Raw genomic sequence first — 24,892 nt, forward strand, 5'->3', positions numbered from 1 at the left:
ACCACAGGAAGTAAAAATATAAGATCTAACAAGTAAAATTAGATATTGAAATTTATGAAAACGATTACTAAAGGAATACTAGGTTTACTTTGCTTGTTGCCTATCCAGTTTTTTGCTCAGGAGCAAGTCTCGGGAACAGTTACAGAAGCCGCTACAGGGATGCCCGTTCCCGGTGCAAATGTGATAGTGAAAGGAACCTCTAACGGAACGATGACCGATTTTGACGGTTTATACACTATCGAAAACCTTGTAGTTGGAGATACCATTGCCTATTCTTTTCTTGGTTTTGAAACCGAAGAAATTGAATTTACCGGACAGAACGAAATTAATATTTTACTAAAAGAAAATCAGTCTCAATTAGACGAAGTGGTAGTTGTAGGTTATGGTACCATTCGTAAAAAAGATGCAACCGGAGCGGTGAATCAAGTTTCTACTGAAGATTTTAATAAAGGACAGGTGAACACCGCAAGCCAGTTAATAACCGGTAAAATTGCTGGTGTAAATGTAACTTCCGGTGGTGGTGCGCCAGGTGAAGGTCAAAATATTAATATTAGAGGTATTGGTTCTATTTCTTTAAATAGTTCGCCATTATTTGTTGTAGATGGAATTCCATTAAATAATGAAAGCATAGGAGGATCCAGAAATCCATTAGACTTTATTAACCCTAATGATATTGAAAGCATGACGGTTTTAAAAGATGCCTCTGCTACAGCAATTTATGGATCTAGGGCTGCCAACGGTGTAATTATGATTACCACTAAAAAAGGGAAAGGCCAGGAGTTTAAATTCAATTATTCTAGCGCTACAACCTTGTATCGTCCTACCGATCATGTTGATGTTTTAAATGCAGGTGAATTTAGAGAACTTGTAACCCAGATTGGTAGCGAATCGGCTATCGAATTATTAGGAGACGCAAACACCAGTTGGCAAGATCAAATTTACAAAGATGCAATAGGTTTTGAGCATAATTTCAGTACCACTGGTAATATAGGTGGTTTTATGCCAACCCGCGCTTCTGTTGGTTATACCGATCAGGATGGAATATTAGATTCTGATAATTTCTCCAGAACAACTGCTTCTTTAAGTTTACGCCCTTCATTTATGGATGGTCACTTAAAAGTAGAAGTGAATGCCAGAGGAATGTATACTGAAAATACTTTTGCAAACAAAGATGCTATTGGTGCTTCAGTGGATTTCGATCCTACGCAGCCAATTTATGACGAAGCTTCTCCATTTGGTGGTTACTATACATGGCTAAACTCTGAAGGTTATCAGCAAAACCTGGCTCCCACCAATCCTGTAGCTTTGTTACGCTTTAAAGACGATACTTCAGAAATTAGAAGATTTATAGGGAATACCAAAGTAGATTATCGTCTTCATTTTTTACCTGAATTAACCGCTACCATAAATATTGGCTTAGATAAAACCAACAGCCATGGTCGCGTAATTACTTCTGAAGAGATGCCATCTTCAAATACCGACTGGGAAGGTTCTTTTACCAATTACGAAAATGAATCTACCAACAAATTACTAGATGCATATCTTACTTACGATAAAGATTTTAACGATAAAAACAATCTTAAATTAGTTGGAGGATATTCTTACCAGAGCTTTGAAACGCATAAATTCGATTATAATAGTTTACGCGAAAAAGACGGATTAAATCCTAATACCATAACTAAATATAAAAGTGTTCTATTATCGTATTTTGGTCGCGCTAATTATAATTATGACGACAAATATCTAGTTACCGCTACTTTACGAGCAGATGCTTCTTCTAAATTAAATCCTGATGACAGATGGGGCTATTTTCCTTCTGTAGCTTTAGCCTGGAATATTAGTAATGAGAACTTTTTCAATACTGAAAAGATCAATCAATTAAAACTGCGCATAGGTTACGGGGAAATTGGGAATGTAAATGGTTTGGGTGATTACAAGTATTTAACTCGTTATAACAAAAGTATTGCCGGCGCCGATTATCAACTAGGTGACAATTATTATCAAACCTATCGACCAGAACCTATCAATAAAAATTTACGTTGGGAAGTAGGAAATACGCTAAATGCCGGGATTGATTATGCTTTTTTTAATAGCCGCATTTCAGGATCTATTAACGCATATATCAAAACAACTCAAGATTTAATTAGTAATGTAACAGTAGATCCTTTCACTAATTTTTCAAACAGAATTGAAAGCAATATTGGCGACATGGAAAATAAGGGGATTGAATTTGAATTAAATGCCATTCCTGTTCAAACTGAAGATTTTACATGGAATATTGGCTTCAACATGGCTTTAAATAAGAACGAAATTACCAATTTACCAGATCAAGTTGAGGTTGGTGGTATAGATGGCGGTACTGGTAACACGGTTCAACTTCATAAAGAAGGCTATTCACCTTTCAGTTTCTGGGTGTATAAACAAGTTTATAATGAAGACGGGAAACCTATCGAAGGTGCCTATGTAGATCGTAATGGGGACAATCAAATTACAGAAAAAGATAAATACTTATATAAAGATCCCTTTGCAGATATTACCATGGGCTTTAATACCAACCTGAATTATAAAAATTGGGACTTGGCAGTGGTTACAAGAGCCAGTTTAGGAAATTATGCATACAACAACATGGCTTCTAGCCGTGCTTATGAAACGAAAGCCACAATAAATGGAATTTTAAGTAATCTACATCGTGATTATTATTCAACAGGTTTCAAATCCTTAACCGATACTAATTTAAGAAGCGATTACTACGTTCAGGATGCATCCTTCTTTAAGCTCGATAATATTACCCTTGGTTATACTTTCAATCAAATTTTTGAAGATTCTAATCTACGCGTTTATGGTTCTGCTCAAAATGTGCTTACCGTTACCGATTACGATGGTTTAGATCCTGAAATCTATATAGGTGGTGATTTTCCAACCACGGGTATCGATAATAATTTCTACCCAAGACCACGAATATATACTATAGGTGTATCTCTTAATTTTTAAAAAAGACTTATGAAAACGATAAACTTGATAAAAAAATTGATGCTGGCCCTACCTATTACGCTGCTGGTATCCTGTCATGACGATCTGGATCAAGATCCTAAAATAGATCCTAATAATTTTACTGAAAATGATGTTTTCGCAAATGCAGATGAAGCAAGAGGTGCAATAGCCAAATTGTATGCAAGTTTAGCATTAACCGGCCAGGAAGGCCCTTCTGGAAAACCTGATATTACAAGTATCGATGAAGGTACTTCACAATATTCCAGAATGCTTTTTAATTTAAACGAATTAACTACCGATAACGCAGTTGTTAGTTGGGGAGATCCGGGTTTACCAGACCTTCATGCCATGAACTGGGAAGCAGGAAACATTTTTACAACGGCTATGTATTATCGCCTGGCACAAGAAGTTTCCTTTTGTAATTCGTTTATTAATAATGCAGAAAGTTTAAGCGATAATAGCGAAGTTGGGTACTACATTGCAGAAGCTCGTTTTTTACGCGCCTTTGCCTATTATAACCTTATTGATTTATATGCGAATATTCCAATAGTAACTGAAGTTTCTACTGCTTTACCTGCCCAAAATTCTAGAGAAGAGGTGTTTGATTTTGTGGAATCTGAATTATTAGATATTCAAGATCAATTAAAAGAAAGCGGTGCTAACGAATATGGCAGAGTAGATCGCGTTGCTGCATGGGCTTTACTTTCTAAATTATATTTAAATGCTGAAACATGGGTGAATGAAGACAGATATACCGATGCTATAGCTTATGCTCAACAAACCATAAATTCTTCTTACGCCATAAACACAACAGATGCTAACGGAAATGGATCTGCTTATGACGAATTGTTTCTTGCAGACAACAATAGTAATGGCGCCCAAAAAGAATTCATTTTTGTACTGAATTTTGACGGAAATAACTCTAGAACCTATGGCGGCACAAGCTTTTTAGTACATGCTGCTATTGGCGGATCGATGACAGCCTCAGACTATGGTGTTAACGGTGGTTGGGAAGGTTTAAGAACTACTAAAGCGTTAGTATCTAAATTTGATTATGCGATAACCGAGACCGATGAAGATGGTAATCCTATAGCCTGGAGCGATAGAAGAGCTATGTTCTATACCGATGGTCAAAATCTTGAAATTAATACCATTGCAAATACTTTTAGTGATGGTTATGCCGTAGTAAAATTCAGCAATATAGACAGCCAGGGAAATAGTGGTAGTGACGAAGCAGGTAATTTCACAGATACCGATCTACCCTTAATTAGATTAGCTGATATTTATTTGGTATATGCTGAAGCTGTTACACGCGGTGGTTCAGGTGGAGATTTACAAACCGCTACTAATTATATTAATGAGTTAAGAGAACGTGCTTTTGGTAATAACACCGGAAATATTTCTTCTTCAGATGTTAATTTAGACCTTATTTTAAACGAAAGAGCTCGAGAATTATATTGGGAAGGACAGCGTAGGACTGATTTAATACGTTTCAATAAATTCACCTCTGCCAATTACTTGTGGCCATTTAAAGGTGGTATTCGCCCGGGGACTTCAGTTTCAGAATATAGAGAAATATTTCCCCTTCCAAGCAATATCATTTCCATAAATCCAAATCTTACACAAAACTCAGGATACTAAAATATTTAAAACTATGAGAAATTTTAAATACCTTTTAATCGCATTTTTAGGAATCTTCACTACTTTTTCTTGCTCAGACGATGATGATTTTACATTTGTCGCAAAAGAAGATCCTAACGGAATTTCATTTACCAATTCCGCTGCTGAAGTTTATACTTTAGAAGCAAATAACGCTAACAATCTGGCAGAACGTTTTGTTTGGAATGCAGTAGATTTTGGTGTTCAAACACCTATTAATTACGAACTACAGGGAGCTACTTCTTCTACTTTCAATATCATAGCTGCAATAAGTGATGGTAAAAGTACCAATGCAGCAGTTACGGTTAAAAACATGTTAGAACTGGCAAAAGATGCCGGTTTAGATAACGATCCAGATACAGAAGCACCAAACTCTGGCGAACTTTATTTTAGAGTTCGAGCCTATGCCGGCAGTAATGATGGCGGCAACTTAGTGGAGCAATATTCAGATACCTTAAGTGTTATGGTAATGCTTCCGGAAAATACTGATGCTTTAGAACTAAAAAGAGAACTTTATTTGGTTGGTGATGCTACTGCTGCAGGATGGAGTAATGACAATAATAACACCCCTCTTTTTAGAGATGCTGAAAATGATGACATCTATTATTTTGAAGGAAGATTCGCAGGAGGTGCAGATGTTGAAGGATTTAAACTTTTAGAAAATCTTGGCCAATGGCAACCACAATGGGGAATTTCAGAAGAATTAGTAACCAGCAGCGAGGTTTTAGGTGGCGATCCTAATGCATTTAAAGTTAATGAGGATACCTATTATAGTTTAATCGTAAATGTTTCAGATGGCACTTATTCTATGGAAACTCTTGCAACTAATGATGCACCTAGTTACACAAGCATAGGAATCATTGGTGACGCAACACCAGGTGGATGGGATGCCGATACCGATATGACGCAATCTGAATTTAATCCTCATATATGGTATATAAAAGATTTCGTGCTTAACGATGGTGAGTTTAAATTTAGAGCCAACGATTCATGGGATGTAAGTTGGGGTATCGCTTCAGCAGCAATTAGTGGAGAAACTAATTTAGGAGGCGAGAATATTACTGCAACTCCAGGGACCTATAATATCTGGTTTAATGATCTAGATGGACGCTACTTATTAATTCCACAGGTTGAAGAATAAAAACTACTAATAAGAAGGCTGCCATGGCAGCCTTTTTTAACTTCTTTTCTTATGAAAAAAATTACAAGTATTCCTCTACTCTATTTTCTGATTTTGGCTCTTATATTTAGTTGCTCTTCAGATGATGATGCGGTTTTAGATTCAGACGATGATAACGATGTAGAGCAACCCGAAACAGTTTCAGCATTAAACTTATCAGATTACGATAATGGATCTCGAGTAATGATGCAGGCATTTTACTGGGATGTAGAACCAAGATTTGAATGGTGGAATACCATCGCAGAACAAGTTAGCGATTGGTCTGCAAATGGTATAGATCGTATTTGGTTACCGCCAGCAAGTAAAGGGCAATCGGGCGGATATTCTATGGGCTACGATCCTTCCGATTATTTTGATTTTGGAGAATATAATCAACATAGTACGATACCTACGCGATTTGGAACTCGTGAAGATTTAGAAAGCTTAATTGTTGAAGCGCATGAAAATAATCTGCAAGTAATTGCCGATATCGTTTTAAATCATAATTCTGGTGGTGGTTTAGAATACAATCCTTATCGTGAAAGAGATACATACACGCTTTTCGACGAAACTCATGGCAATGCTTCAGGAATGTTTAATAGAAATTACGAAGATTTTTATCCTAATAGCGTAAGCGAGTACGATCCGCCAAGTTTATTTTATCAAGAAACAAACTTAGATCATCACAGAGAGCGCGTTAAGGACTGGTTATGGAAAGATGAGAATTCTGTTGCTAAATACTATAAAAACGTGATGGAATTTGATGGCTGGCGTTTTGATTATGTGCTAGGTTTTGAACCTTTTGTAATTAAAAACTGGTTAGATGAAGTTGGCGGTTTTGCAGTAAGTGAACTTTGGGACGGCAATCCAGATGTGCTACGAAAATTTATAGATGAAACTGGCAGTAGTGTATTCGATTTTTCAACATTCTATAAATTAGAAGAAGCATTTGATAGAAATGACGATCTGCAAATTTTAGAGAATGATATGCTATGGAAAACAAATGCCGATAAAGCTGTCACCTTTACTGCAAATCACGATACCGAAAAGGATGATGACGAGAACAACGTAATTGCTGCCGAAAATAAATTGAAAGCCTATGCTTATATTTTAACGCACCCCGGCTATCCTTGTATTTTTTATTCCGATTACAAAAATGAAGCATTCCAGCAACCTATTCAGCAACTCATTAAAATTCACAATAGCTTAGCCATAGGTGATGTCACAATTTTACATGTAGATGATGACGAGTACATCATGAAACGAAACGGAAATGCAGAAAATCCAGGTCTAATTTTATACATCAACACTAGCGCTAATAATAAGCGCCGCATTGTAGCTTCAGATTGGGAAAATATGGTTTTAATGGATTATACCGGCAATTCTGCTTTTCAACCCAAATCAGAAAATTCAGGGAATGTGAGTATAGAAGCTCCTGCAAATTCTTATGCTGTCTGGTCTATTATGAAATAAATTAAAAAATGGCAAAATTTGAAAACTTCACATTGAAGCTGAAGTAGAAAAAAAATCCGACATATTTTAAGTCGGATTTTTTGTTAAAATTCATTCTATTTTGATTCAAAAAAGTACTTTTGCAATCTCAACATTCGTTAATAACGAATCTATTGAACACCCCTCTACTTAAAGCAAAAAATAGATATTTTTTGTTCACTTCTCCTTTATTCAAAAACAAATAAATAACTGAAAAACAATTTATTAACAACTTATTTTTGATAACTTTTATCTTCCATAAGAACAAAAAATCCTTAATATTTATTTACTTTTATCGCTCTTAAATTTTAGTTTTTTCATTTAACCGAAGCGATTTTATGCCTGTAGATACAACACCCAAAAAAGCTACTACTTACACTCAAGACGAAGCTTTTAAAGCTTCTCTAGAATATTTTAAAGGAGACGATCTTGCTGCCCGTGTTTGGGTAAACAAATATGCTCTAAAAGATTCTGATGGAAATATTTATGAGCTTACGCCAAACGATATGCATCGCAGAATTGCAAAAGAGATTGCAAGAGTAGAGCAACGCTATCCCAATGCGATGTCTGAAGACGAAGTTTTCGATCTTATAAAAGATTTCAAATATATCGTACCCCAAGGCAGCCCTATGGCCGGTATAGGAAATCCTCACCAAATTGCATCGCTATCAAATTGTTTTGTTATTGGCAATGATGGAAGCTCAGATTCTTATGGCGGAATCATGAAAATAGACCAAGAGCAGGTTCAGCTGATGAAACGACGTGGTGGTGTAGGCCACGACTTATCGCATATTCGACCAAAAAGTTCACCGGTAAAAAATTCAGCCTTAACTTCAACAGGCATTGTCCCTTTTATGGAACGCTATTCTAATTCTACTCGTGAAGTAGCGCAAGATGGCCGCCGTGGTGCTTTAATGCTTTCCGTATCGATTAATCATCCCGATTCAGAAGATTTTATCGATGCTAAAATGGAACAGGGTAAAGTTACCGGAGCAAATGTTTCTGTGAGAATTGATGATGAATTTATGAAAGCTGTAAAAAATCAAACAGCTTACACTCAAAAATACCCGGTTTTTAGTGAAGCGCCTAGATTCAGTAAAGAGATTGAAGCAGAAAAACTTTGGAAAAAAATTGTGCATAATGCCTGGAAATCTGCTGAACCAGGGATTTTATTCTGGGACACGGTAATTAACGAATCGGTACCCGATTGTTATGCCGATCTAGGTTACAAAACTGTTTCGACAAACCCATGTGGCGAAATTCCGCTTTGTCCTTACGATTCTTGCCGATTGTTAGCCATCAATTTATTTTCTTATGTTGAAGATCCATTTACAGAGAAAGCGAAATTTAACTACGAGCTTTTCAAAAAACATATTAGCGCGGCTCAGCGAATCATGGACGATATTATCGATCTTGAATTAGAAAAAATTGACGCCATTCTTGAGAAAATTGAAGCCGATCCTGAAAGCGAAGAGGTTAAAGGAGTGGAGCGCAATCTTTGGTTAAATATTAAAAAGAAGGCACAAGAAGGAAGAAGAACTGGTATTGGGATTACTGCTGAAGGTGATATGCTCGCCGGTTTAGGAATAAGATATGGCAGCGAAGAAGGTGTTGCTTTTTCGACCGAAATTCATAAAAATATCGCACTTGCTGCTTATCGCGCTTCTGTAGAAGCTGCAAAAGAAAGGGGTGCTTTTACTATTTTCGATTCTGAAAGAGAAAAAGAAAATCCATTTATACTTCGATTAAAAGAAGCTGATGAAAAATTATACTACGATATGTTGGAACATGGTCGTAGAAATATCGCATTGCTAACCATTGCACCAACTGGTACTACTAGTTTAATGACGCAAACAACTTCAGGAATAGAACCTGTTTTCTTACCAGTTTACAAACGCCGAAGAAAAGTAAATCCTAATGATAAGGATTCTCGCGTTGATTTTGTAGATGAAGTTGGCGATAGCTGGGAAGAATATGTGGTTTTTCACCATCGTTTTAAAGAATGGATGAAAATTAATGGGCACGACATTGATAAAAACTATTCTAATACCGAGTTAGATGAATTGGTAAAAGCTTCTCCTTACTACCAAGCTACCAGTAACGACGTAGATTGGTTAAGTAAAGTAAGAATGCAAGGAGCTGTACAAAAATGGGTAGACCATTCAATCAGTGTTACAATTAATTTACCTAATGATGTAAGCGAAGAGCTTGTAGGCAAATTGTATCTGGAAGCATGGGAAGCGGGATGTAAAGGTGTTACGGTTTATCGTGATGGTTCCCGCTCTGGAGTATTAATTTCTAATGAAGAGAAAAAAGAAGAAAAGAATGATACTCAAGGAATATTCCCTACCAAGCGTCCTCAGGTTTTAGAAGCTGACGTTGTACGTTTCCAGAATAATAAAGATAAATGGATCGCCTTTATTGGTTTGATCGATGGCAGGCCTTATGAAATTTTTACAGGATTTTCAGATGATGAAGACGGTATTCTTATTCCTCGATGGGTAAACGAAGGATTAATTATTAAAAATAGAAATGAAGACGGTTCTTCACGCTACGATTTTCAGTATAAAAATAAAAGAGGTTATAAAACAACCATAGAAGGCTTATCACATAAGTTTAATCCAGAATTCTGGAATTACGCAAAACTTATTTCCAGTACACTAAGACATGGTATGGCAATCGATAACGTGGTAAATCTTGTGAATAGCTTGCAGTTGGATACCGAATCCATTAATACCTGGAAAAACGGAGTCGCGAGAGCCTTAAAACGCTTTATTGAAGATGGTACCGTTGCGAAAAAAGAAAAATGTAGCAATTGTAATTCTTCGAATCTTATCTATCAGGAAGGCTGCCTAACCTGTAAAGATTGTGGTTCTTCCAAATGTGGATAAACAACTAAAAAGTTAAGTTATAAAAGAGCTGCCTAATGGCGGCTCTTTTTGTTTTTGGTTCACTCCCCCTAACCTTCTGAAAATTTAATATTTAGCACTTTTTTTTATAATTTTATATCAAGAAAATTATATACATTTAACCGTTATTTATAAATAATTTTTTATTCATTATTAAATCACAAAATATATCGATTAAACTTACTCTTTGGATTCTGCAATCCATTATCATTAATGAAAATTAAACATTTTTGTATCATCATCTACTTCGCTTTTGTAGGGGTACACAGTCAGGTTTCCAGAAAAGACTGGAATGAAGGAAATTTAACCTGGAATGATTTTCAGGAACGTGAAATTGCTTTTGAACATTCTATTTCAGAATTAAAATATACCATTGGATATACTACGGAAAAACAGAAACGCAAGGATACGGTAATTTTAAGATTACAATCATTTTGTTACATCGATCCGCAGATATCCTGGGTGCATCCAGATTTTAAAACTGAAGAAAACCTAGAGTACAATCAGATTATATTTGATATTGCTGAATTATACAGAAGAAAATTACAATACGAACTAGATAGATTGGGATCATATTATTCAGCTGAAACCGTTTTTCAGAACATTTATCAGAACTTAAACGATGAAGTTGCTATGTTCCAAAAACAAAGTGACTACGGAAGAAACTATGCTGTAATACTGCAATGGAAACCCAATATCGAAGACCGGCTGGATATTTACAATAATAATAAATTGCCGGAGTACGAGAAAGCAAAATTCGGACTGGGATTTAACGTAGGCGCGCTCTATAGCTTTCGTAACGGCGAGGTTAAAGAGCATTTCGGTAATTCTATAAGTTTTTTGTTTGGATTCGATTTAGCATTCAAAAATTCGATTTTGAATATTAACGGAGCATTATCTGGAGGACGCGTAAAAGATGACTATCTAGGGAACATTTATTGGGAACAAAGAGAACGATTTTCGGTGGCTTTGATAGATATTTCTTACGGTTACGCCATTATTGACAATTCGAAATTGAAATTAGCCCCTTTTGCCGGTTTGGCAATTACAGAATTTTCAGAAGTAAATTATGATGGTGAAGAACACGATCTAATTATGACTGATTTTAATTTTCTATTAGGATTAAGTGCCGATTTTAAACTTAGAACTCATATTAATACAATTCCTAATTTATTTTTAGGTAGAAAAGATATTTCTTTTAGCGCGATTAGAGCGAAATTATTCGTTTCTAAGAATGATTTTTATGAAGATTTAAATGGATATTCTGTAAATTTATCTATAGGTTATTCTTGGTTTGGAAACATGCTGAAGCCAGATTAGAAAGTACCTTATCGCCAATTGTTAAAATTTAAAAATCTTGTGATTTAAAATTTGTTGATGGGGATAATTTCTATTATCATTCATAAAATAAAAATTACCCCCATGAAAAAGGAAATCACATTAGACAGTGTTGTTTCCAGTGCCCCCGATTTAATTTTATATGCCGCCCCGCTAATGATTGGCTTGGCACTTTTAGAATTTTACTACAGCTGGAAAACAAAGCGAGAATGGTACGAGAAAAAAGACTTTCTCACATCACTAAGTATAGGTTTGGTATATGTCCTACAGGGACTTGTAACCAAATCTATTATGTTTGGATTAGTGCTGTGGGTTTATAATATTGTCCCTTGGAGCATTCCAACAAATTGGTTTACGAGCATTTTATGTTTCGTTATTTTAGACTTCTGCAGATATTGGGCGCATCGCTATGGCCACGAAATAAATTTTTTATGGGCCACCCATGTGACGCATCATAATTCTGAAAAGTATAACTTATCGACTTCTTTTAGATTATCCTGGACGCAACAGATAAAAGTAATATTCTTTATTCCTATTAGTTTTTTAGGATTTAACCCTATTGTGTTTTTTATCTGTCACCAAATTGCAGTGTTATACCAGTTTTGGATTCATACAGAATTAATTGACAGAATGCCTAAATGGTTTAGCTTTTTCTTTGTTACACCTTCTCACCATCGCGTGCACCATGGTCGTAATGAACAATATTTAGATAAAAATTACGGCTCTACATTTATAATTTGGGATCGTTTATTTGGCACTTTTGAGCCTGAAAGAGAAAAATCTATTTACGGAATTATAGATCAGCCTAAACACTTTAATCCAGTGAAGCATGTATTCCATGTTTGGGTAGATATTTTTAGAAATATGAGACATGCAGAAAGTTTTAAAGAAGCGGTAAAAATCTTTTTTGGGCCACCAAGCTCTCTAAAAAAGATTCCGAAGCAAACTAATAAAAAATAAATAGTTGAAATATGTGATGTGTGATTGATATATTACACATCACATATTTTAATTCCTTCTTTCAAAGCGGCAAGCTTATCATCATAGGTAGGAACAAATTCTTGAGCAAGATAACCGTCAAAGCCAGTTTCTATAATAGCTTTTACAATTGCAGGATAAAATAATTCTTGAGAATCATTAATCTCATTTCTACCGGGCACTCCGCCGGTATGATAATGATTAATGTATTTGTGATGCTTTTTTATAGTTGCGATAACGTCACCTTCCATAATTTGCATATGGTAAATATCATATAGCAATTTAAAATTTGGCATTTCTGTACGTTTTGCCAGTTCCACACCCCATTCGGTATGATCGCACATGTAATCGGGATGATTTACTTTACTATTTAAAAGCTCCATCACTAAATTTACATTGTGTTCTTCAGCAAATTCCAACAATGGTCTTAAACCAATAACACAATTTTTAAATCCGGTTTCATCATCCATTCCTCTACGATTGCCAGAGAAAACAATTACGTTTTTGATACCGCGCTTACCCACCTTTTCAATTAAAGTTTTATAAGATGCTTGTAAATGTTTATGATTTTTAATCTCATTAAATCCGTTTTGAATATCTGCAAAACTATCGGTAGCCATCGAACATTTTAATCCATATTTTTCGACCGTATCCCATTCTTCGGGTCTTAAAAGATCTATTCCTGATAATCCAATTTCTGCAGCATTTTTAGCAAAATCATCTAAAGGAATATTTTGGTAGCACCATCGGCATGCTGAATGCTTAATGTTGTTGTTTAAGCGCTTTACATTTAAAGCGGTTGGCTTAGTTTCTGCTTGTAAACTAGAAAACGAACTTAAACCCAATGCCCCGGCTCCTAGCGTAATGGTTTTAATAGCTAATCTCCTATTCGTTTTGCTCATTTTATTAAATTTAAAAATCTATGTAAATTAAGAATTCTAAATTAAAAACATATTTTTAAAAAAAGTATTTTTATAATGAAATAACCATAAAAAAGAAAATATATTAAGCAATTTCAAAATTATACCCAGATTTTGCCAATTTTTGGTAATTGGTATAATCAAATTTATAAAGAAAAGCACCACGCCTAGAACCCGATTTATCTTTCTCATTCAATTTAATTAGCAGTCCAAGACTCATTAGTTTTTTCCGAAAATTACGATCATCAAGCTTTTTCTGATAGATCGCTTCATATAAACTTTGTAGCTGCGGAATCGTAAATTTTTCAGGAAGTAACTCAAATCCTATAGGTTGATATCTGGCTTTTCGTTTTAATCTAGCCATGGCATCGACAACCATTTGGTTGTGATCTAGTACTAGATCGGGTAATTCTTCTAAGTCAAACCAGTGCGCGCCATGTTTTTCGGTTAATTCTTTATCGTATTCATCGATTCTAATTAGAGCATATTGAGCAATAGAAACACAACGATAACCGGGATCACGATCTGCTAGCCCATAAGCTTTAAGCTGCTCCATAAAAACATTATCTAAACCGGTAATCTCGGTAAGTACACGTTTTGCTGCGTTGCTCACATCCTCTTCCATTTTCACAAAACTTCCTATTAAAGACCAAGTTCCTAAAAATGGAGCAACCCGGCGCTTAAAAACAAGTAGTTTTAGTTTGCCTGCATCAAAACCGAAGATAATACAGTCGGTTGCCACATACATTTTGTCTTTTTGAACATATTGATCTTTTAAAGCTGGGGTCATAAGCGTATTTTATACAATTTTTACATAAATATAGGGAAATAGTTGAAAAATAATCTATTAAAAAGATGAATGTAAATTTTACGTTTATTATATTTGATTTATAATTTTCATTAAAAATAAGCATATTGAGTACTTCAGCAAACGCACATAATTTACCAGAAGCTTTTACCAACTTTAAGCCTGAAATTAAAGTCGCTTCACCAGGAAGAATAAATCTAATAGGAGAACATACAGATTATAATAATGGATTTGTAATGCCTACGGCTATCGATAAAAAAATCTATTTCGAATTTAAAGAAAATGGTACCGATAGTACCTGCCGCGTTTTTAGTGCTACATACGATGCCTATCTAGAATTTGATCTTAAAAAGCTAGCTATAAGCAACAAGTCTTGGGAAAATTATGTTTTAGGTGTAACAAACGAGATTATTGCTTTAGGAAAATCTTTAAAAGGTTTTGATTGCATTATAAAAAGTGATTTGTCTACAGGTGCAGGAATTAGTTCTTCGGCAGCATTAGAATGTGGTTTTGCCTCAGGCTTAAATGCGCTCTTTAATCTTGAATTAAGCAAAACTGAAATCACCAAATTATCACAAAAAGCAGAACATAATTTTGTAGGTAATAAATGCGGAATTATGGATCAATATGCTTCAGTTATGAGCAAAAAAGATCATATTATACTTCTGGATTGTGAAAGTTTAGAAGCTGAATATATTCCGGCAGATTTTAAATCCTGCAAATTATTATTACTAAATACTAATGTTTCCCACAATCTTGCCGATAGCGAATATAATACCCGTAGACAAGAATGTGAGGCTGCCGTTGAAGTTATTCAGAAAAAATATCCGGAAGTAAAAAGCTTACGTGATGTAAATCTTGAAATGCTCAAAGAGTTCAAAGAACAATTACAGGAAAAACAGTATCAAAGAGCTAAATATGTTATCGAAGAAAACGAGCGTGTAATAAATGCCACTACTGCCATAAAAGCTGGTGAACTTAACGAATTTGGTGATTTAATGTATGGATCTCACGACGGACTTCAGTATAATTATGAAGTAAGTTGCCCAGAGCTTGATTTTTTGGTTGAATTCTCCAGAGATAAAGATTACATCTATGGTTCCCGGATGATGGGTGGTGGTTTTGGCGGTTGCACCATTAATTTAATTGAAGCAGATAAGATTGACGAATATGTTGCCGAAGCTGCCGAAGCTTACTTTAAAAAATTCAATATAAAATTAGATACTATTGCCGTTTCACCAAGTGAAGGGACAATTGTAGAAAAAGTATAATACTAATAGAAAACTTAAATTATGAGTCAGGATATTAATTCGATTCCTCATAGACGATATAATATTTTAACGGGCGAATGGATACTTTGTTCTCCGCATCGTACAAAACGACCATGGCAGGGAAAAACCGAAAAAGATACTACGCCTAAAAAAGAAACTTACGATCCTAGCTGCTATTTATGCCCGGGAAACACAAGAAGTACGGGGGATAAAAATCCAGATTATAAAGAACCATACACTTTTATTAATGACTTCTCTGCCCTTTTAATCGATAGCCCGGTTGAAACACAGGAAAACGGATTGATGAAAGCCGAAACTGAGGTTGGCATCTGTAAAGTAGTTTGTTTTTCTCCAGATCACTCGCTTACGCTTCCTCTTATGGAAGAAAAAGATATTACCAAAGTGGTGAAAACATGGAAAAAGGAATATGCCGAGTTAGGAAGCCAGGAAAATATCAATTACGTGCAGATCTTTGAAAATAAAGGTGCCATTATGGGTTGTAGTAATCCCCATCCACACGGGCAAATCTGGTCGCAAATGTCTATCCCAACCGAAATTGAAAAAAAATCAAAGCATTTTAAAGAATATTGGGATAAGAAAAAGAGTAGCTTATTAGGCGATTACATTAAACAAGAATTGGAAGCCAAAGAAAGAATTATTGTTGAAAATGAGCATTTTGTTGCACTTGTTCCATATTGGGCAGTTTGGCCGTACGAAATTATGATCGCTCCAAAAAAACATCAGCAACATATTGGGCAGCTTAACGAAGAAGAAGAAAAAGCTTTTGCTGAAATTCTTAAAAAACTGACCATAAAATATGATAACTTATTTGAAACATCATTCCCCTATTCTAGCGGAATTCATCAAATCCCAACTGATGGATCAGATTATCCAGAATGGCACTGGCATATGAGTTTTTATCCACCGCTTTTACGTTCGGCTACGGTTAAAAAGTTTATGGTAGGTTACGAAATGTTTGCCGGCCCACAACGTGATATCACCGCAGAGCAGGCTGCAAAAACATTACAGAACCTAAGCGATATACATTATTTAAAACAGTAAACTATCTAAGGACAAACCAACGAGGTAGTTATTAGAATATTTTTCATTATTTCGAGACAATCCTTAGAGCATTTGATCTCGATTATCCAGTAAATAATAGTTTCCAATTAACCACCAATAAAAAATCCCGGAGTTTAAAACTTCGGGATTTTTGCTTTTATAATTATCTATTTTTTACCAGAACATAGCATAAAGCATTGCAACAATTAATATGATTACAAAACTTCCAATATTAAATATTGGTCCTGTTTTAAATAATCCTCTAGATAATACAATTGATTTCTCCTGAATTTTACCACCGGTTTCAGCATAAGTGATAATTGCCATGATAACCATAGTAAGAATCCATGTAGCCATCATTTGATGCATAAAAGGCCATGTAATAAATAATGGAGAATCAATCCATCCATTAGGCCCTATTTTGAAATAAAGTGCAATTGGAATAGAAACTAAAACTCCCCAAATTGCTGCATTATTTGTAGTTTTTCTCCAGAATAATCCAAGCATAAATACCGCTAAAATTCCCGGACTAACAACACCGGTATATTCTTGGATATACTGAAATACCTGTCCTAAACTCTTTAATTGCGGTGCCAAAATAATGGCGATGATCAAAGCAATGGTTGCGGTCACCCTACCTACATTTACCAGTCCTTTTTCTGACGTTCCTGCTTTTTCCTGAAAGAAAGGTTTGTAAATATCCATGGTAAAAATCGTAGCGGTCGAGTTTAACATCGAAGCTAAAGAAGAAACGATTGCTGCTGCTAGCGCTGCTAAAACAAGACCTTTAAGACCTGCAGGAACAAATTCTTTAATTAACCATGGCGCTGCATTATCGTTTATAATTTGGCCGTTTTCGCCAAAGAAAGAAGCACTGGTAACCCCTTCAGTAATGGCACCACTAGCATCCGTATTCATTACAAAAGCAATAATTCCTGGGATTACAGTAATAAGCGGAATTAAAATTTTCAAAAATCCTGCAAGTACGATACCTCTTTGAGATTCTTTTAAACTTTTTGCCGCCAGTGTTCTCTGAATAATATACTGATTGAATCCCCAATAGTAAAGGTTAGCAACCCAAAGACCACCAACTAAAACAGCGATTCCTGGTAAATCCCACCATGCATCTTTACCGTTTGGTGTAATAATTTCGCCTTTATCAAGGATCATAGAGAATTTTTCTGGTACCTGCTCAAAAACTTCTGTCATTCCAGTGAAAATATTTCCATCACTAGAAACATGTTCTAACGCAATATAAGTGGTTATTAAACCACCTATTACAAGTAATACTACCTGAACTACATCTGTCCATGCTACAGCAGATAAACCACCGTAAAGTGAATATGCGGCTGCAAACAGAGCAAGACCTATAATGCATTCCATAAAAATGGCTCCGTCTCCACTACCAATAATAGTATCTAAAGCCGTTGCTCCTAAATATAGAACCGAAGTAAGGTTAACAAAAATGAATAAGCAAATCCAAAAAATCGCTAAAATCGTCTTTAGGTTTTTACTGTAACGAACTTCAATAAATTCTGGAATAGTATACAGCTTCTTTTCAATAAAAATGGGTAAGAAAAATTTACCAACAACAATTAAAGTTATCGCGGCCATCCATTCGTAAGAGGCAATTGCCAGACCCAGCGCAAAACCAGAACCCGACATTCCTATAAATTGTTCTGCGGAAATATTAGCTGCAATTAAGGAAGCTCCAATGGCCCACCATGGCAAAGATTTACTTGCCAAAAAATAATCTTCTGAAGTATCCCCTTTTCCACGAGAAACCCATAATCCTACACCGATTATAAGCAGCGCGTAAGCAACGAATACTATTACATCCAGTAATTCAAATTCCATAAAAATTAGTTTAATTTATTTTTTGAGAAAATATCGAGTGTTATTTATACATCGATGTAATTATCATATTTTAGAAAATCACACCATAAATCAAATGAAATAAAATTTTCACAATATTATGCTAAAGATATCACTTTTTTAATTTATAAATGTAAAAATTACAGTTATAGTCATTTTTACTATTTTTTCACACTGAATTTAAAGCTAATTCTGTTATAATAATCTTCTCCTGGTTCTAAAAAAGCACTTGGGAAATTTCTAAAATTTGGTGCATCAGGAAAGTTTTGCCCTTCAAAACAAATCGATGGAAATTCAGATATTCTTGTTTGATAAGTTAGATCTTCAGGCAAAGCTTCTGGAGCATAAACTACTACGCCAGGCTGATTGGTAGACATATCCAGCTTAATTCCTGTAAGCGGTGCAAAAAGCTGAGCAGCTAACTCGTTTCCGTCACTATTCAATACAAATGTATCGTCAAGATTTCTGTTACCAATCAAACGATTATGACCAAAATCTTTAGCGTGCCCTCTAAGATTATTAAGATTGCCGGTTGGTAGTTGTTTCTCATCTATTTCGAGAATCTTATCGGCATTAATTTTTAGAAAGTGATCACTAACACTACCTTCTCCGTTTAGATTAAAATAGGCATGATTAGTTAGGTTTATTACTGTTTTCTTGTCGGTTTTGGCCTCGTACTCTATTACCAAATTATTATCCTCGTGGAGTGTATAGGTTACAAATACTTCGAGATTACCTGGATATCCTTCTTCGTTATGCTTGCTAAAATATTTTAATTTAACCGATGGATTTTCGTCGTGATTTTCTTCTACAAACTCCCAGTATTTATAGTGAAAACCATTTTCCCCACCGTGAAGATGCACTCCGTTTTCCTGATGTAAACTGAAATCTTTTCCGTCCAACTCAAATTTACCTTCTGTTATTCTTCCGGCATATCTTCCTATAGAAGCACCAAAACATTGATTATGAGCTTTATTTAGGGGCGATGGCAAATCTTCAATTAATGGTGATACAATAACGTTCACCATTTTTTGATTTTTATCGTAAAACTTTATACTACCAATGGCAGCTCCAAAATTTACGATGCTCACTTCGGTATTGGCAGCATTTACCAATTTTACAGTTTTTAACTCGGTTTTATTTTCCAATCCTATTTTATTTAAAGAAAAATCGTTCTACAAACTTGCAGAACGATCTTTTATTTATTTGTTATTTGCAATCCAGTTATCTATTTTGGTTTCTAACACATTAAGCGGCAAGGCCCCATCTAAAAGCACTGCATCATGAAATTCTTTGATATTAAATTTATCGCCCAAGGAAGCTTTAGCTTTTTCTCTTAAATCCAGGATTTTTTTCATCCCTATTTTATAAGCCGTGGCCTGTCCCGGCATAACTATATGGCGCTCTACCATTTTAATACAGTCACTTTCGGCGTTTGGTGTATTTGCTTTGTAATATTCGATTCCTTCTTCCCGTGTCCACTTTTTATGATGAATTCCGGTATCTACTACTAATCGACATGCTCTCCATAATTCCATAGCCAAACGTCCAAAATCTGAATACGGATCTTTATAAAAACCTATCTCTTTAGGAATATATTCACTGTACAATCCCCAACCTTCTACATAAGCTCCATAACCTCCAAATTTTCTAAATTTTGGAATACTGTCTAATTCCTGAGCAATGGCAATTTGCATGTGATGCCCAGGTATACCCTCGTGATACGCCAGAGCTTCTAATTGATAGGTTGGCATGGCCTGCATATCATACAAATTAACATAGAAAATTCCTGGTCGAGATCCATCTGGTGCTGGTTGTTGATAAAATGCTTTGCCTGCACTTTTTTCACGGAATGTCTCCACCGCTTTTACTTTAATTTTTGCTTTTGGTTTTGTCAAAAACAAATCGTCTAAACGACCACGCATTTTATTGATAATTCCCTTGGCGTCTGACAGATAAGTTTCTTTTGCCTCTGGAGTATTATCATAATAAAATTTCTCGTCGGTTCTCATAAATTCAAAGAAATCTTGTAACGAACCTTCAAATTGAACCTCATCCATGATGTTTTCCATTTCTCCATGAATTCTTGCAACTTCGCTAAGACCGTATTCATGAATTTCGTCTGCAGACATATTAGTGGTTGTCGTTCTTTTAAGAGCTAACTCGTAAAATTGATCTCCTTTCGGAAACTTCCAGGCTCCATTTTGTGTAGTGGCTCGTTTTTGTTGAGTTTCTAATAGGTCGATTAAAGACAAATACGCCGGCTGAACATGTTCTACTAAAGCTTTTTCTGCTTCAGTAATCAATTGCTGCTTTTTGCTATTTTCAATTTCTAATTTTTCCAGTTTCTTCTTAAAATCTGCTAAAAGTGTACTGGCATTTTCAGATTTTTCGAAAGGCTTTCCTTTTATGATATTTCGACTATCATCGATAACTTTCTCGAAAACAAACTTTGGGGGAACAATACCGTTTTGTTCTCTAATTTTGATCCCACCAATTACTTCATCAAAAGCTTTTGTAAATCCTTTTAATCTAGAAATATAAGCTTGGGCATCTGCAATCGAATCTATTCTGTGATTATTGATAAGAAAAGCAGGTAGATCGGCATGATAGCCAAACATTTGGTTTACCGGATAATTGTAAAAACGAAATTCGTAATCTTCAATTTCATTTTCTACATTTTGCTTATATAGTTTATAGCTAAGATTGGTCTCTGGATTTAACGAATTTGGATCTATATTATCGATATAATTTTTACGCTCTCTTGCCTGTTTTAATTCATCGGCGTATCGTAAATGCGAAAAATCATCCCACTTGCCATAGTTCGTTTTTCTACCCAGCTGGGTTTGCATCATTGGGGATTCCTGAACTTCGATCTCAAACTGATCTTCAAAATATCGATTCAGTTTACTGGATGCTTCTGCGATTTCTTTTTCAGAATAATCTCCCTGTTTTTCGTTATTACAAGAAGTAATCGCTAAAATAAACAAAACAGTTCCTGCAAATCTAAAATTTCTGAACATTGGTTCTTATTTTTTTAATACCGAAAATTTAATAGCTGAATCACCAAAAACAGTATGGGTTTGTTTCTGAAAATCTTCTTTTTCAGCCTTAAAAATATTATCCACGTAAGTTTGAGGATTAAGATCTATTAGTGGGAACCAAGTGCTTTGAATCTGAATCTGCATCTTGTGACCTTTCTTAAAGGTATGGTTTACACCCTGAAGCGTAATATTTACATCTGTTTTTTTATTTGGTTCAAATGGTTCTGGCTTAGAGAAATCATTTCTAAAACGACCTCTCATCACTTCGCTACGCACCATCATGTGGTAGTTACTCATTTTTAAATGATCCATAGTTTCAGGATAATTCTCGGCGTCTGGAGGATATACATCGATTACTTTCACCACCCAGTCGGCTGCACTTCCTGTGGTAGCGACCTTTAACATTGCTTCAATTTCACCAACTACAGATAAATCTCCATCTAATACTTCGGTTTCATAAACCAAGACATCCGGTCTTCGGGCAGCAAAACGTTGATCGCCCGTCATATATTCCCTTGGAGTAAAAACCGTTTTAATTTCGTTATTATAAGAAACAGGCTTTTCTGGATCACTTACAAATTCCTGCTTACTATCTTCAGGTTGGGTAGTTAATTCCTGATTTTCTCCTAAATAAAAAGTTTTTGAAACGGTATTTTTAGGCGGCCATTGATTATAATCTGTCCATTCTCTTTTTCCAGTATCATACATATGCGCTTCAGCTAAATCTAGCGCACCTTTACCATTTTGCTTTAAAAAATGATTGAAAAATTTTGTTTCGTAATCTTGCTGAAATCTAGTAGAGATACTATCTCCAAAATATACATTTCCTACTGCTTGCCTGCCACTTTCTCGAGCCCAATCGCCATGACTCCAAGGTCCGTAAACCAAAATATTATAGGTATTGCTGGTTTTCTCTATCTTTTTATATTCATTAAAAGGACCGTAAAGATCTTCGGCATCAAATAAGCCACCAACAACCATTACCGCTGGTTTTACATCTTCTAGGTGCTGAATAATCCCTCTAGATTCCCAAAATTCGTCATAATTGGGATGATCTTTTAGTTGTTGCCAAAATTCGTTGTCTTCCTTATAATATTCATCTAAAGAACTTAGTGGAGTGTGATCCAAGAAAAATTGATATTGATCCTGAGTTCCAAGTCCAGGAAGTTCGTACCAACTTTCTGTAGTTGGCGCGTCTTTTTGATATCCAAAAAGTGCTGTTGCTCTCCAATAACTTAATAAGTAAGCGCCATTATGATGAAAATCGTCAAAAAAGAAATCTGAAATTCCTGCTTGTGGAGAAACCGCTTTTAAAGCTGGATGTGAATCTACCAAAGAATATACAGAGTAGAAACCAGGGTAAGAGATTCCCCACATTCCAACGTTTCCGTTATTGTTATCTACATTTTTAACCAACCAATCGATGGTATCGTAAGTATCACTAGATTCATCAAATTGCTTCCCTTTTTTGTTTGGAATATACGCACGCATATTATCGTACTTTCCTTCGCTCATCCAGCGACCACGAACATCCTGATAAACAATAATATTGCCTTCTTTCATTAAATATTCGTTCGGACCAATCTTAGATCGCATTTGCCCTTCACCATAAGGCCTGGAACTGTAGGGCGTGCGCTGCATAATCATTGGATATTCCTGAGAAGTATCTTTTGGCGAATAGATAGTGGTGTGAAGTTTGGTACCATCCCGCATGGGAATATCTACTTCAGTTTTTGTATAATGATCTTTAATGTTATAATCGCTGTTGTTTTGTGCGGTTACATGAAATACAATAAAAAGTAAAAATGTATAAAGCAGTGAACGCTGATAGAAATTCATTCGTTAGTTGTTATTTTTTAATCCATAAAGATAGAAATTACACACCAAATCATAAAGGATTTTCTTTCTTAGCTATGTGCTATCAGTAATTACTGCTGATTTTTCGAAGATTATGGTTCTATAGTTATTTCAAAAAATGTTTAATCACTCTAACTTATTCCATATTAGTCTTCACATTTGCAATAAATAACAATTGAAATTTACAGCGATTTTTTTATCGTCATGCTACTTTTGTTTAGTGCGAAACAATCTTCAAAATTCTTTTACTTTTAGAAGTAATCGCAAAACGATTATCGGCCCGCTGGTTAACAACCCACACAATTTTATCGCCAGAACATAGAAGCCAGGTGTTTTCTTTTTCAGGTAAAGAAAACTTATTGTCTTTAAAAAAATCACTAATTTTTTTACGCCCCTTCATTCCAAAAGGATAAAAAACATCACCTTCTTCCCATCGCCTAAGAATTAATGGATATTGCAATTTTTCTAAATCGACATAAATCGTATGATTATTTTTTTCCAGTATTTTATCTACTTCAGAAAAACTAAAGGATCCAGATGGGATCATAAAATTATCTTCATTCTGCTGAATTTCATAAGTTTTTTTCAGGTGTGATTGGTCGATTTTGGTTAAAATCAGTTCATCACGATCTTTTACTAAACGATGGGTACTAGAAAACACCATTTTACCCGATTGTGCTTTAAGTAAATGATGTACATCATCCCATTCTGTAAATCCAAAACTTTTTAAAAGCTGATATAAAACTGCTTTATTATTTGGAAGACGCTCTAAAAAAAGTACATCGATAGCATAACCATATGCTACCTTTTTTACCGCCTTTTTATAAATAAGCTCCGTATAATCTTCTACTAAATTAAGTTGTTGCTTCAGATATTCCTGAGTGTTACTGAAACCTTCCAAAAACTTTGGATTCATATCTTCTAAAAGAGGAATAACCTGATGCCGTATTTTATTCCGAAGATACTTTGTAGACGCATTACTACTATCTTCTCGCCATAAAATTTTATTTTCTTTGGCATAAGTTTCTATCTCTTCCCTACTGAAATTTAATAAGGGGCGTCGTATGTTTTCATTTTCTTCTTTAATACCTGCCAAGCCTTCAGGGCCGGTACTTCTAACCAGATTTATTAGAAAAGTTTCCAAAGAATCGTTAGCATGATGCGCTGTTAAAATATACTCGGCATTTTCAGAAATCCGCAATTCTTCGAACCATTGATAACGCAATTCCCTCGCCGCCATCTGTATGGAAAGTTTATGCTCTTCAGCAAATGCTTTTGTATTAAAGTTTTGGATATGCACTTTAATATTCAAGTTTTGCACCGCTCTTACCACAAACTCTTCGTCGGCATCACTTTCACTATTTCGCAGATTAAAATTACAATGCGCCACTGCAAAATCAAGTTTGGCTTTTTTACAAAGATGCATTAAAACCATACTATCAACTCCCCCACTTACCGCAAGAATAAGTTTGGAATTAAATAGATAAGGAAAGTTTAATTTTAGATGATTATTAAAGGCTTTTTCCATAA

The 24,892-nt window shown here is 35.1% G+C and carries 16 protein-coding genes; 9 read left to right on the forward strand and 7 right to left on the reverse strand.

Annotation, left to right across the window (positions count from 1 at the left end; all coding sequences use genetic code 11):
- Positions 1-54: 54 nt before the first annotated feature.
- From PBT89_RS11130 to PBT89_RS11160, 7 genes are all read left to right on the forward strand, one after another.
- Positions 55-2,991 (forward strand): SusC/RagA family TonB-linked outer membrane protein, encoded by a 2,937-nt coding sequence (locus PBT89_RS11130; RefSeq protein ID WP_270061971.1) that lies wholly within the window; start codon positions 55-57, stop codon positions 2,989-2,991.
- Between the two features lie 9 nt (positions 2,992-3,000).
- Positions 3,001-4,632 carry a RagB/SusD family nutrient uptake outer membrane protein gene (locus tag PBT89_RS11135; RefSeq protein WP_270061972.1) on the forward strand — a complete coding sequence of 544 codons (1,632 nt, stop codon included), beginning with the start codon at positions 3,001-3,003 and terminating at the stop codon, positions 4,630-4,632.
- A gap of 13 nt (positions 4,633-4,645) precedes the next feature.
- Positions 4,646-5,791, forward strand: a complete 1,146-nt coding sequence (locus PBT89_RS11140; protein ID WP_270061973.1) for a SusF/SusE family outer membrane protein — start codon at positions 4,646-4,648, stop codon at positions 5,789-5,791.
- A gap of 51 nt (positions 5,792-5,842) precedes the next feature.
- Positions 5,843-7,282: an alpha-amylase gene (locus PBT89_RS11145; protein WP_270061974.1), complete on the forward strand. Its 1,440-nt coding sequence runs from the start codon at positions 5,843-5,845 to the stop codon at positions 7,280-7,282.
- A 356-nt stretch (positions 7,283-7,638) separates the two neighbouring features.
- Complete coding sequence (locus PBT89_RS11150) at positions 7,639-10,191, forward strand: adenosylcobalamin-dependent ribonucleoside-diphosphate reductase (RefSeq protein WP_270061975.1); 2,553 nt, start codon at positions 7,639-7,641, stop codon at positions 10,189-10,191.
- A gap of 231 nt (positions 10,192-10,422) precedes the next feature.
- Complete coding sequence (locus tag PBT89_RS11155) at positions 10,423-11,529, forward strand: hypothetical protein (protein ID WP_270061976.1); 1,107 nt, start codon at positions 10,423-10,425, stop codon at positions 11,527-11,529.
- Between the two features lie 102 nt (positions 11,530-11,631).
- Positions 11,632-12,507 (forward strand): sterol desaturase family protein, encoded by an 876-nt coding sequence (locus tag PBT89_RS11160; RefSeq protein ID WP_270061977.1) that lies wholly within the window; start codon positions 11,632-11,634, stop codon positions 12,505-12,507.
- A 32-nt stretch (positions 12,508-12,539) separates the two neighbouring features.
- Here the strand turns inward: PBT89_RS11160 and PBT89_RS11165 are convergent, their stop codons facing one another.
- Complete coding sequence (locus PBT89_RS11165) at positions 12,540-13,427, reverse strand: hydroxypyruvate isomerase family protein (protein ID WP_270061978.1); 888 nt, start codon at positions 13,425-13,427, stop codon at positions 12,540-12,542.
- Positions 13,428-13,530: 103 nt separating this feature from the next.
- Positions 13,531-14,235 (reverse strand): NUDIX hydrolase, encoded by a 705-nt coding sequence (locus tag PBT89_RS11170; protein ID WP_270061979.1) that lies wholly within the window; start codon positions 14,233-14,235, stop codon positions 13,531-13,533.
- 125 nt (positions 14,236-14,360) lie between these two features.
- On the opposite strand from PBT89_RS11170, the gene galK reads away from it, so the two are divergent.
- Complete coding sequence (galK, locus tag PBT89_RS11175; RefSeq protein WP_270061980.1) at positions 14,361-15,524, forward strand: galactokinase; 1,164 nt, start codon at positions 14,361-14,363, stop codon at positions 15,522-15,524.
- Positions 15,525-15,545: 21 nt separating this feature from the next.
- Entirely contained in the window at positions 15,546-16,586 is a 1,041-nt protein-coding gene (locus PBT89_RS11180; protein WP_270061981.1) for a UDP-glucose--hexose-1-phosphate uridylyltransferase, read from the forward strand.
- A 174-nt stretch (positions 16,587-16,760) separates the two neighbouring features.
- Here PBT89_RS11180 and PBT89_RS11185 read toward each other — a convergent pair whose 3' ends face one another.
- The 5 genes from PBT89_RS11185 to tilS all read right to left on the reverse strand — a co-directional run bounded on the left by PBT89_RS11185 (position 16,761) and on the right by tilS (position 24,890).
- Positions 16,761-18,443 (reverse strand): sodium:solute symporter family transporter, encoded by a 1,683-nt coding sequence (locus PBT89_RS11185; protein WP_270060898.1) that lies wholly within the window; start codon positions 18,441-18,443, stop codon positions 16,761-16,763.
- A gap of 179 nt (positions 18,444-18,622) precedes the next feature.
- On the reverse strand, positions 18,623-19,609 hold the full coding sequence (locus tag PBT89_RS11190) for an aldose epimerase family protein (RefSeq protein WP_270061982.1): 987 nt from the start codon (positions 19,607-19,609) through the stop codon (positions 18,623-18,625).
- 54 nt (positions 19,610-19,663) lie between these two features.
- Positions 19,664-21,484 (reverse strand): DUF885 domain-containing protein, encoded by a 1,821-nt coding sequence (locus tag PBT89_RS11195; protein WP_270061983.1) that lies wholly within the window; start codon positions 21,482-21,484, stop codon positions 19,664-19,666.
- A 6-nt stretch (positions 21,485-21,490) separates the two neighbouring features.
- Positions 21,491-23,344, reverse strand: coding sequence for a CocE/NonD family hydrolase (locus PBT89_RS11200; RefSeq protein WP_270061984.1), 1,854 nt, complete (start codon positions 23,342-23,344; stop codon positions 21,491-21,493).
- A 235-nt stretch (positions 23,345-23,579) separates the two neighbouring features.
- Entirely contained in the window at positions 23,580-24,890 is a 1,311-nt protein-coding gene (gene tilS, locus PBT89_RS11205; protein ID WP_270061985.1) for a tRNA lysidine(34) synthetase TilS, read from the reverse strand.
- Between the last annotated feature and the right edge of the window lie 2 nt (positions 24,891-24,892).

Source organism: Zunongwangia sp. HRR-M8, from assembly GCF_027594405.1.
Lineage (GTDB): Bacteria > Bacteroidota > Bacteroidia > Flavobacteriales > Flavobacteriaceae > Zunongwangia.

What these genes read in the sequence shown, in the direction of transcription:
- PBT89_RS11155 (WP_270061976.1), top strand. Translation starts at nt 10,423, where the DNA reads ATGAAAATTAAACATTTTTGTATCATCATCTACTTCGCTTTTGTAGGG.
- PBT89_RS11135 (WP_270061972.1), top strand. Translation starts at nt 3,001, where the DNA reads ATGAAAACGATAAACTTGATAAAAAAATTGATGCTGGCCCTACCTATT.
- PBT89_RS11165 (WP_270061978.1), bottom strand. Translation starts at nt 13,427, where the DNA reads ATGAGCAAAACGAATAGGAGATTAGCTATTAAAACCATTACGCTAGGA.
- PBT89_RS11180 (WP_270061981.1), top strand. Translation starts at nt 15,546, where the DNA reads ATGAGTCAGGATATTAATTCGATTCCTCATAGACGATATAATATTTTA.
- PBT89_RS11150 (WP_270061975.1), top strand. Translation starts at nt 7,639, where the DNA reads ATGCCTGTAGATACAACACCCAAAAAAGCTACTACTTACACTCAAGAC.
- PBT89_RS11195 (WP_270061983.1), bottom strand. Translation starts at nt 21,484, where the DNA reads ATGTTCAGAAATTTTAGATTTGCAGGAACTGTTTTGTTTATTTTAGCG.
- tilS (WP_270061985.1), bottom strand. Translation starts at nt 24,890, where the DNA reads ATGGAAAAAGCCTTTAATAATCATCTAAAATTAAACTTTCCTTATCTA.
- PBT89_RS11160 (WP_270061977.1), top strand. Translation starts at nt 11,632, where the DNA reads ATGAAAAAGGAAATCACATTAGACAGTGTTGTTTCCAGTGCCCCCGAT.
- PBT89_RS11170 (WP_270061979.1), bottom strand. Translation starts at nt 14,235, where the DNA reads ATGACCCCAGCTTTAAAAGATCAATATGTTCAAAAAGACAAAATGTAT.
- PBT89_RS11200 (WP_270061984.1), bottom strand. Translation starts at nt 23,344, where the DNA reads ATGAATTTCTATCAGCGTTCACTGCTTTATACATTTTTACTTTTTATT.
- PBT89_RS11140 (WP_270061973.1), top strand. Translation starts at nt 4,646, where the DNA reads ATGAGAAATTTTAAATACCTTTTAATCGCATTTTTAGGAATCTTCACT.
- PBT89_RS11185 (WP_270060898.1), bottom strand. Translation starts at nt 18,443, where the DNA reads ATGGAATTTGAATTACTGGATGTAATAGTATTCGTTGCTTACGCGCTG.
- PBT89_RS11145 (WP_270061974.1), top strand. Translation starts at nt 5,843, where the DNA reads ATGAAAAAAATTACAAGTATTCCTCTACTCTATTTTCTGATTTTGGCT.
- PBT89_RS11130 (WP_270061971.1), top strand. Translation starts at nt 55, where the DNA reads ATGAAAACGATTACTAAAGGAATACTAGGTTTACTTTGCTTGTTGCCT.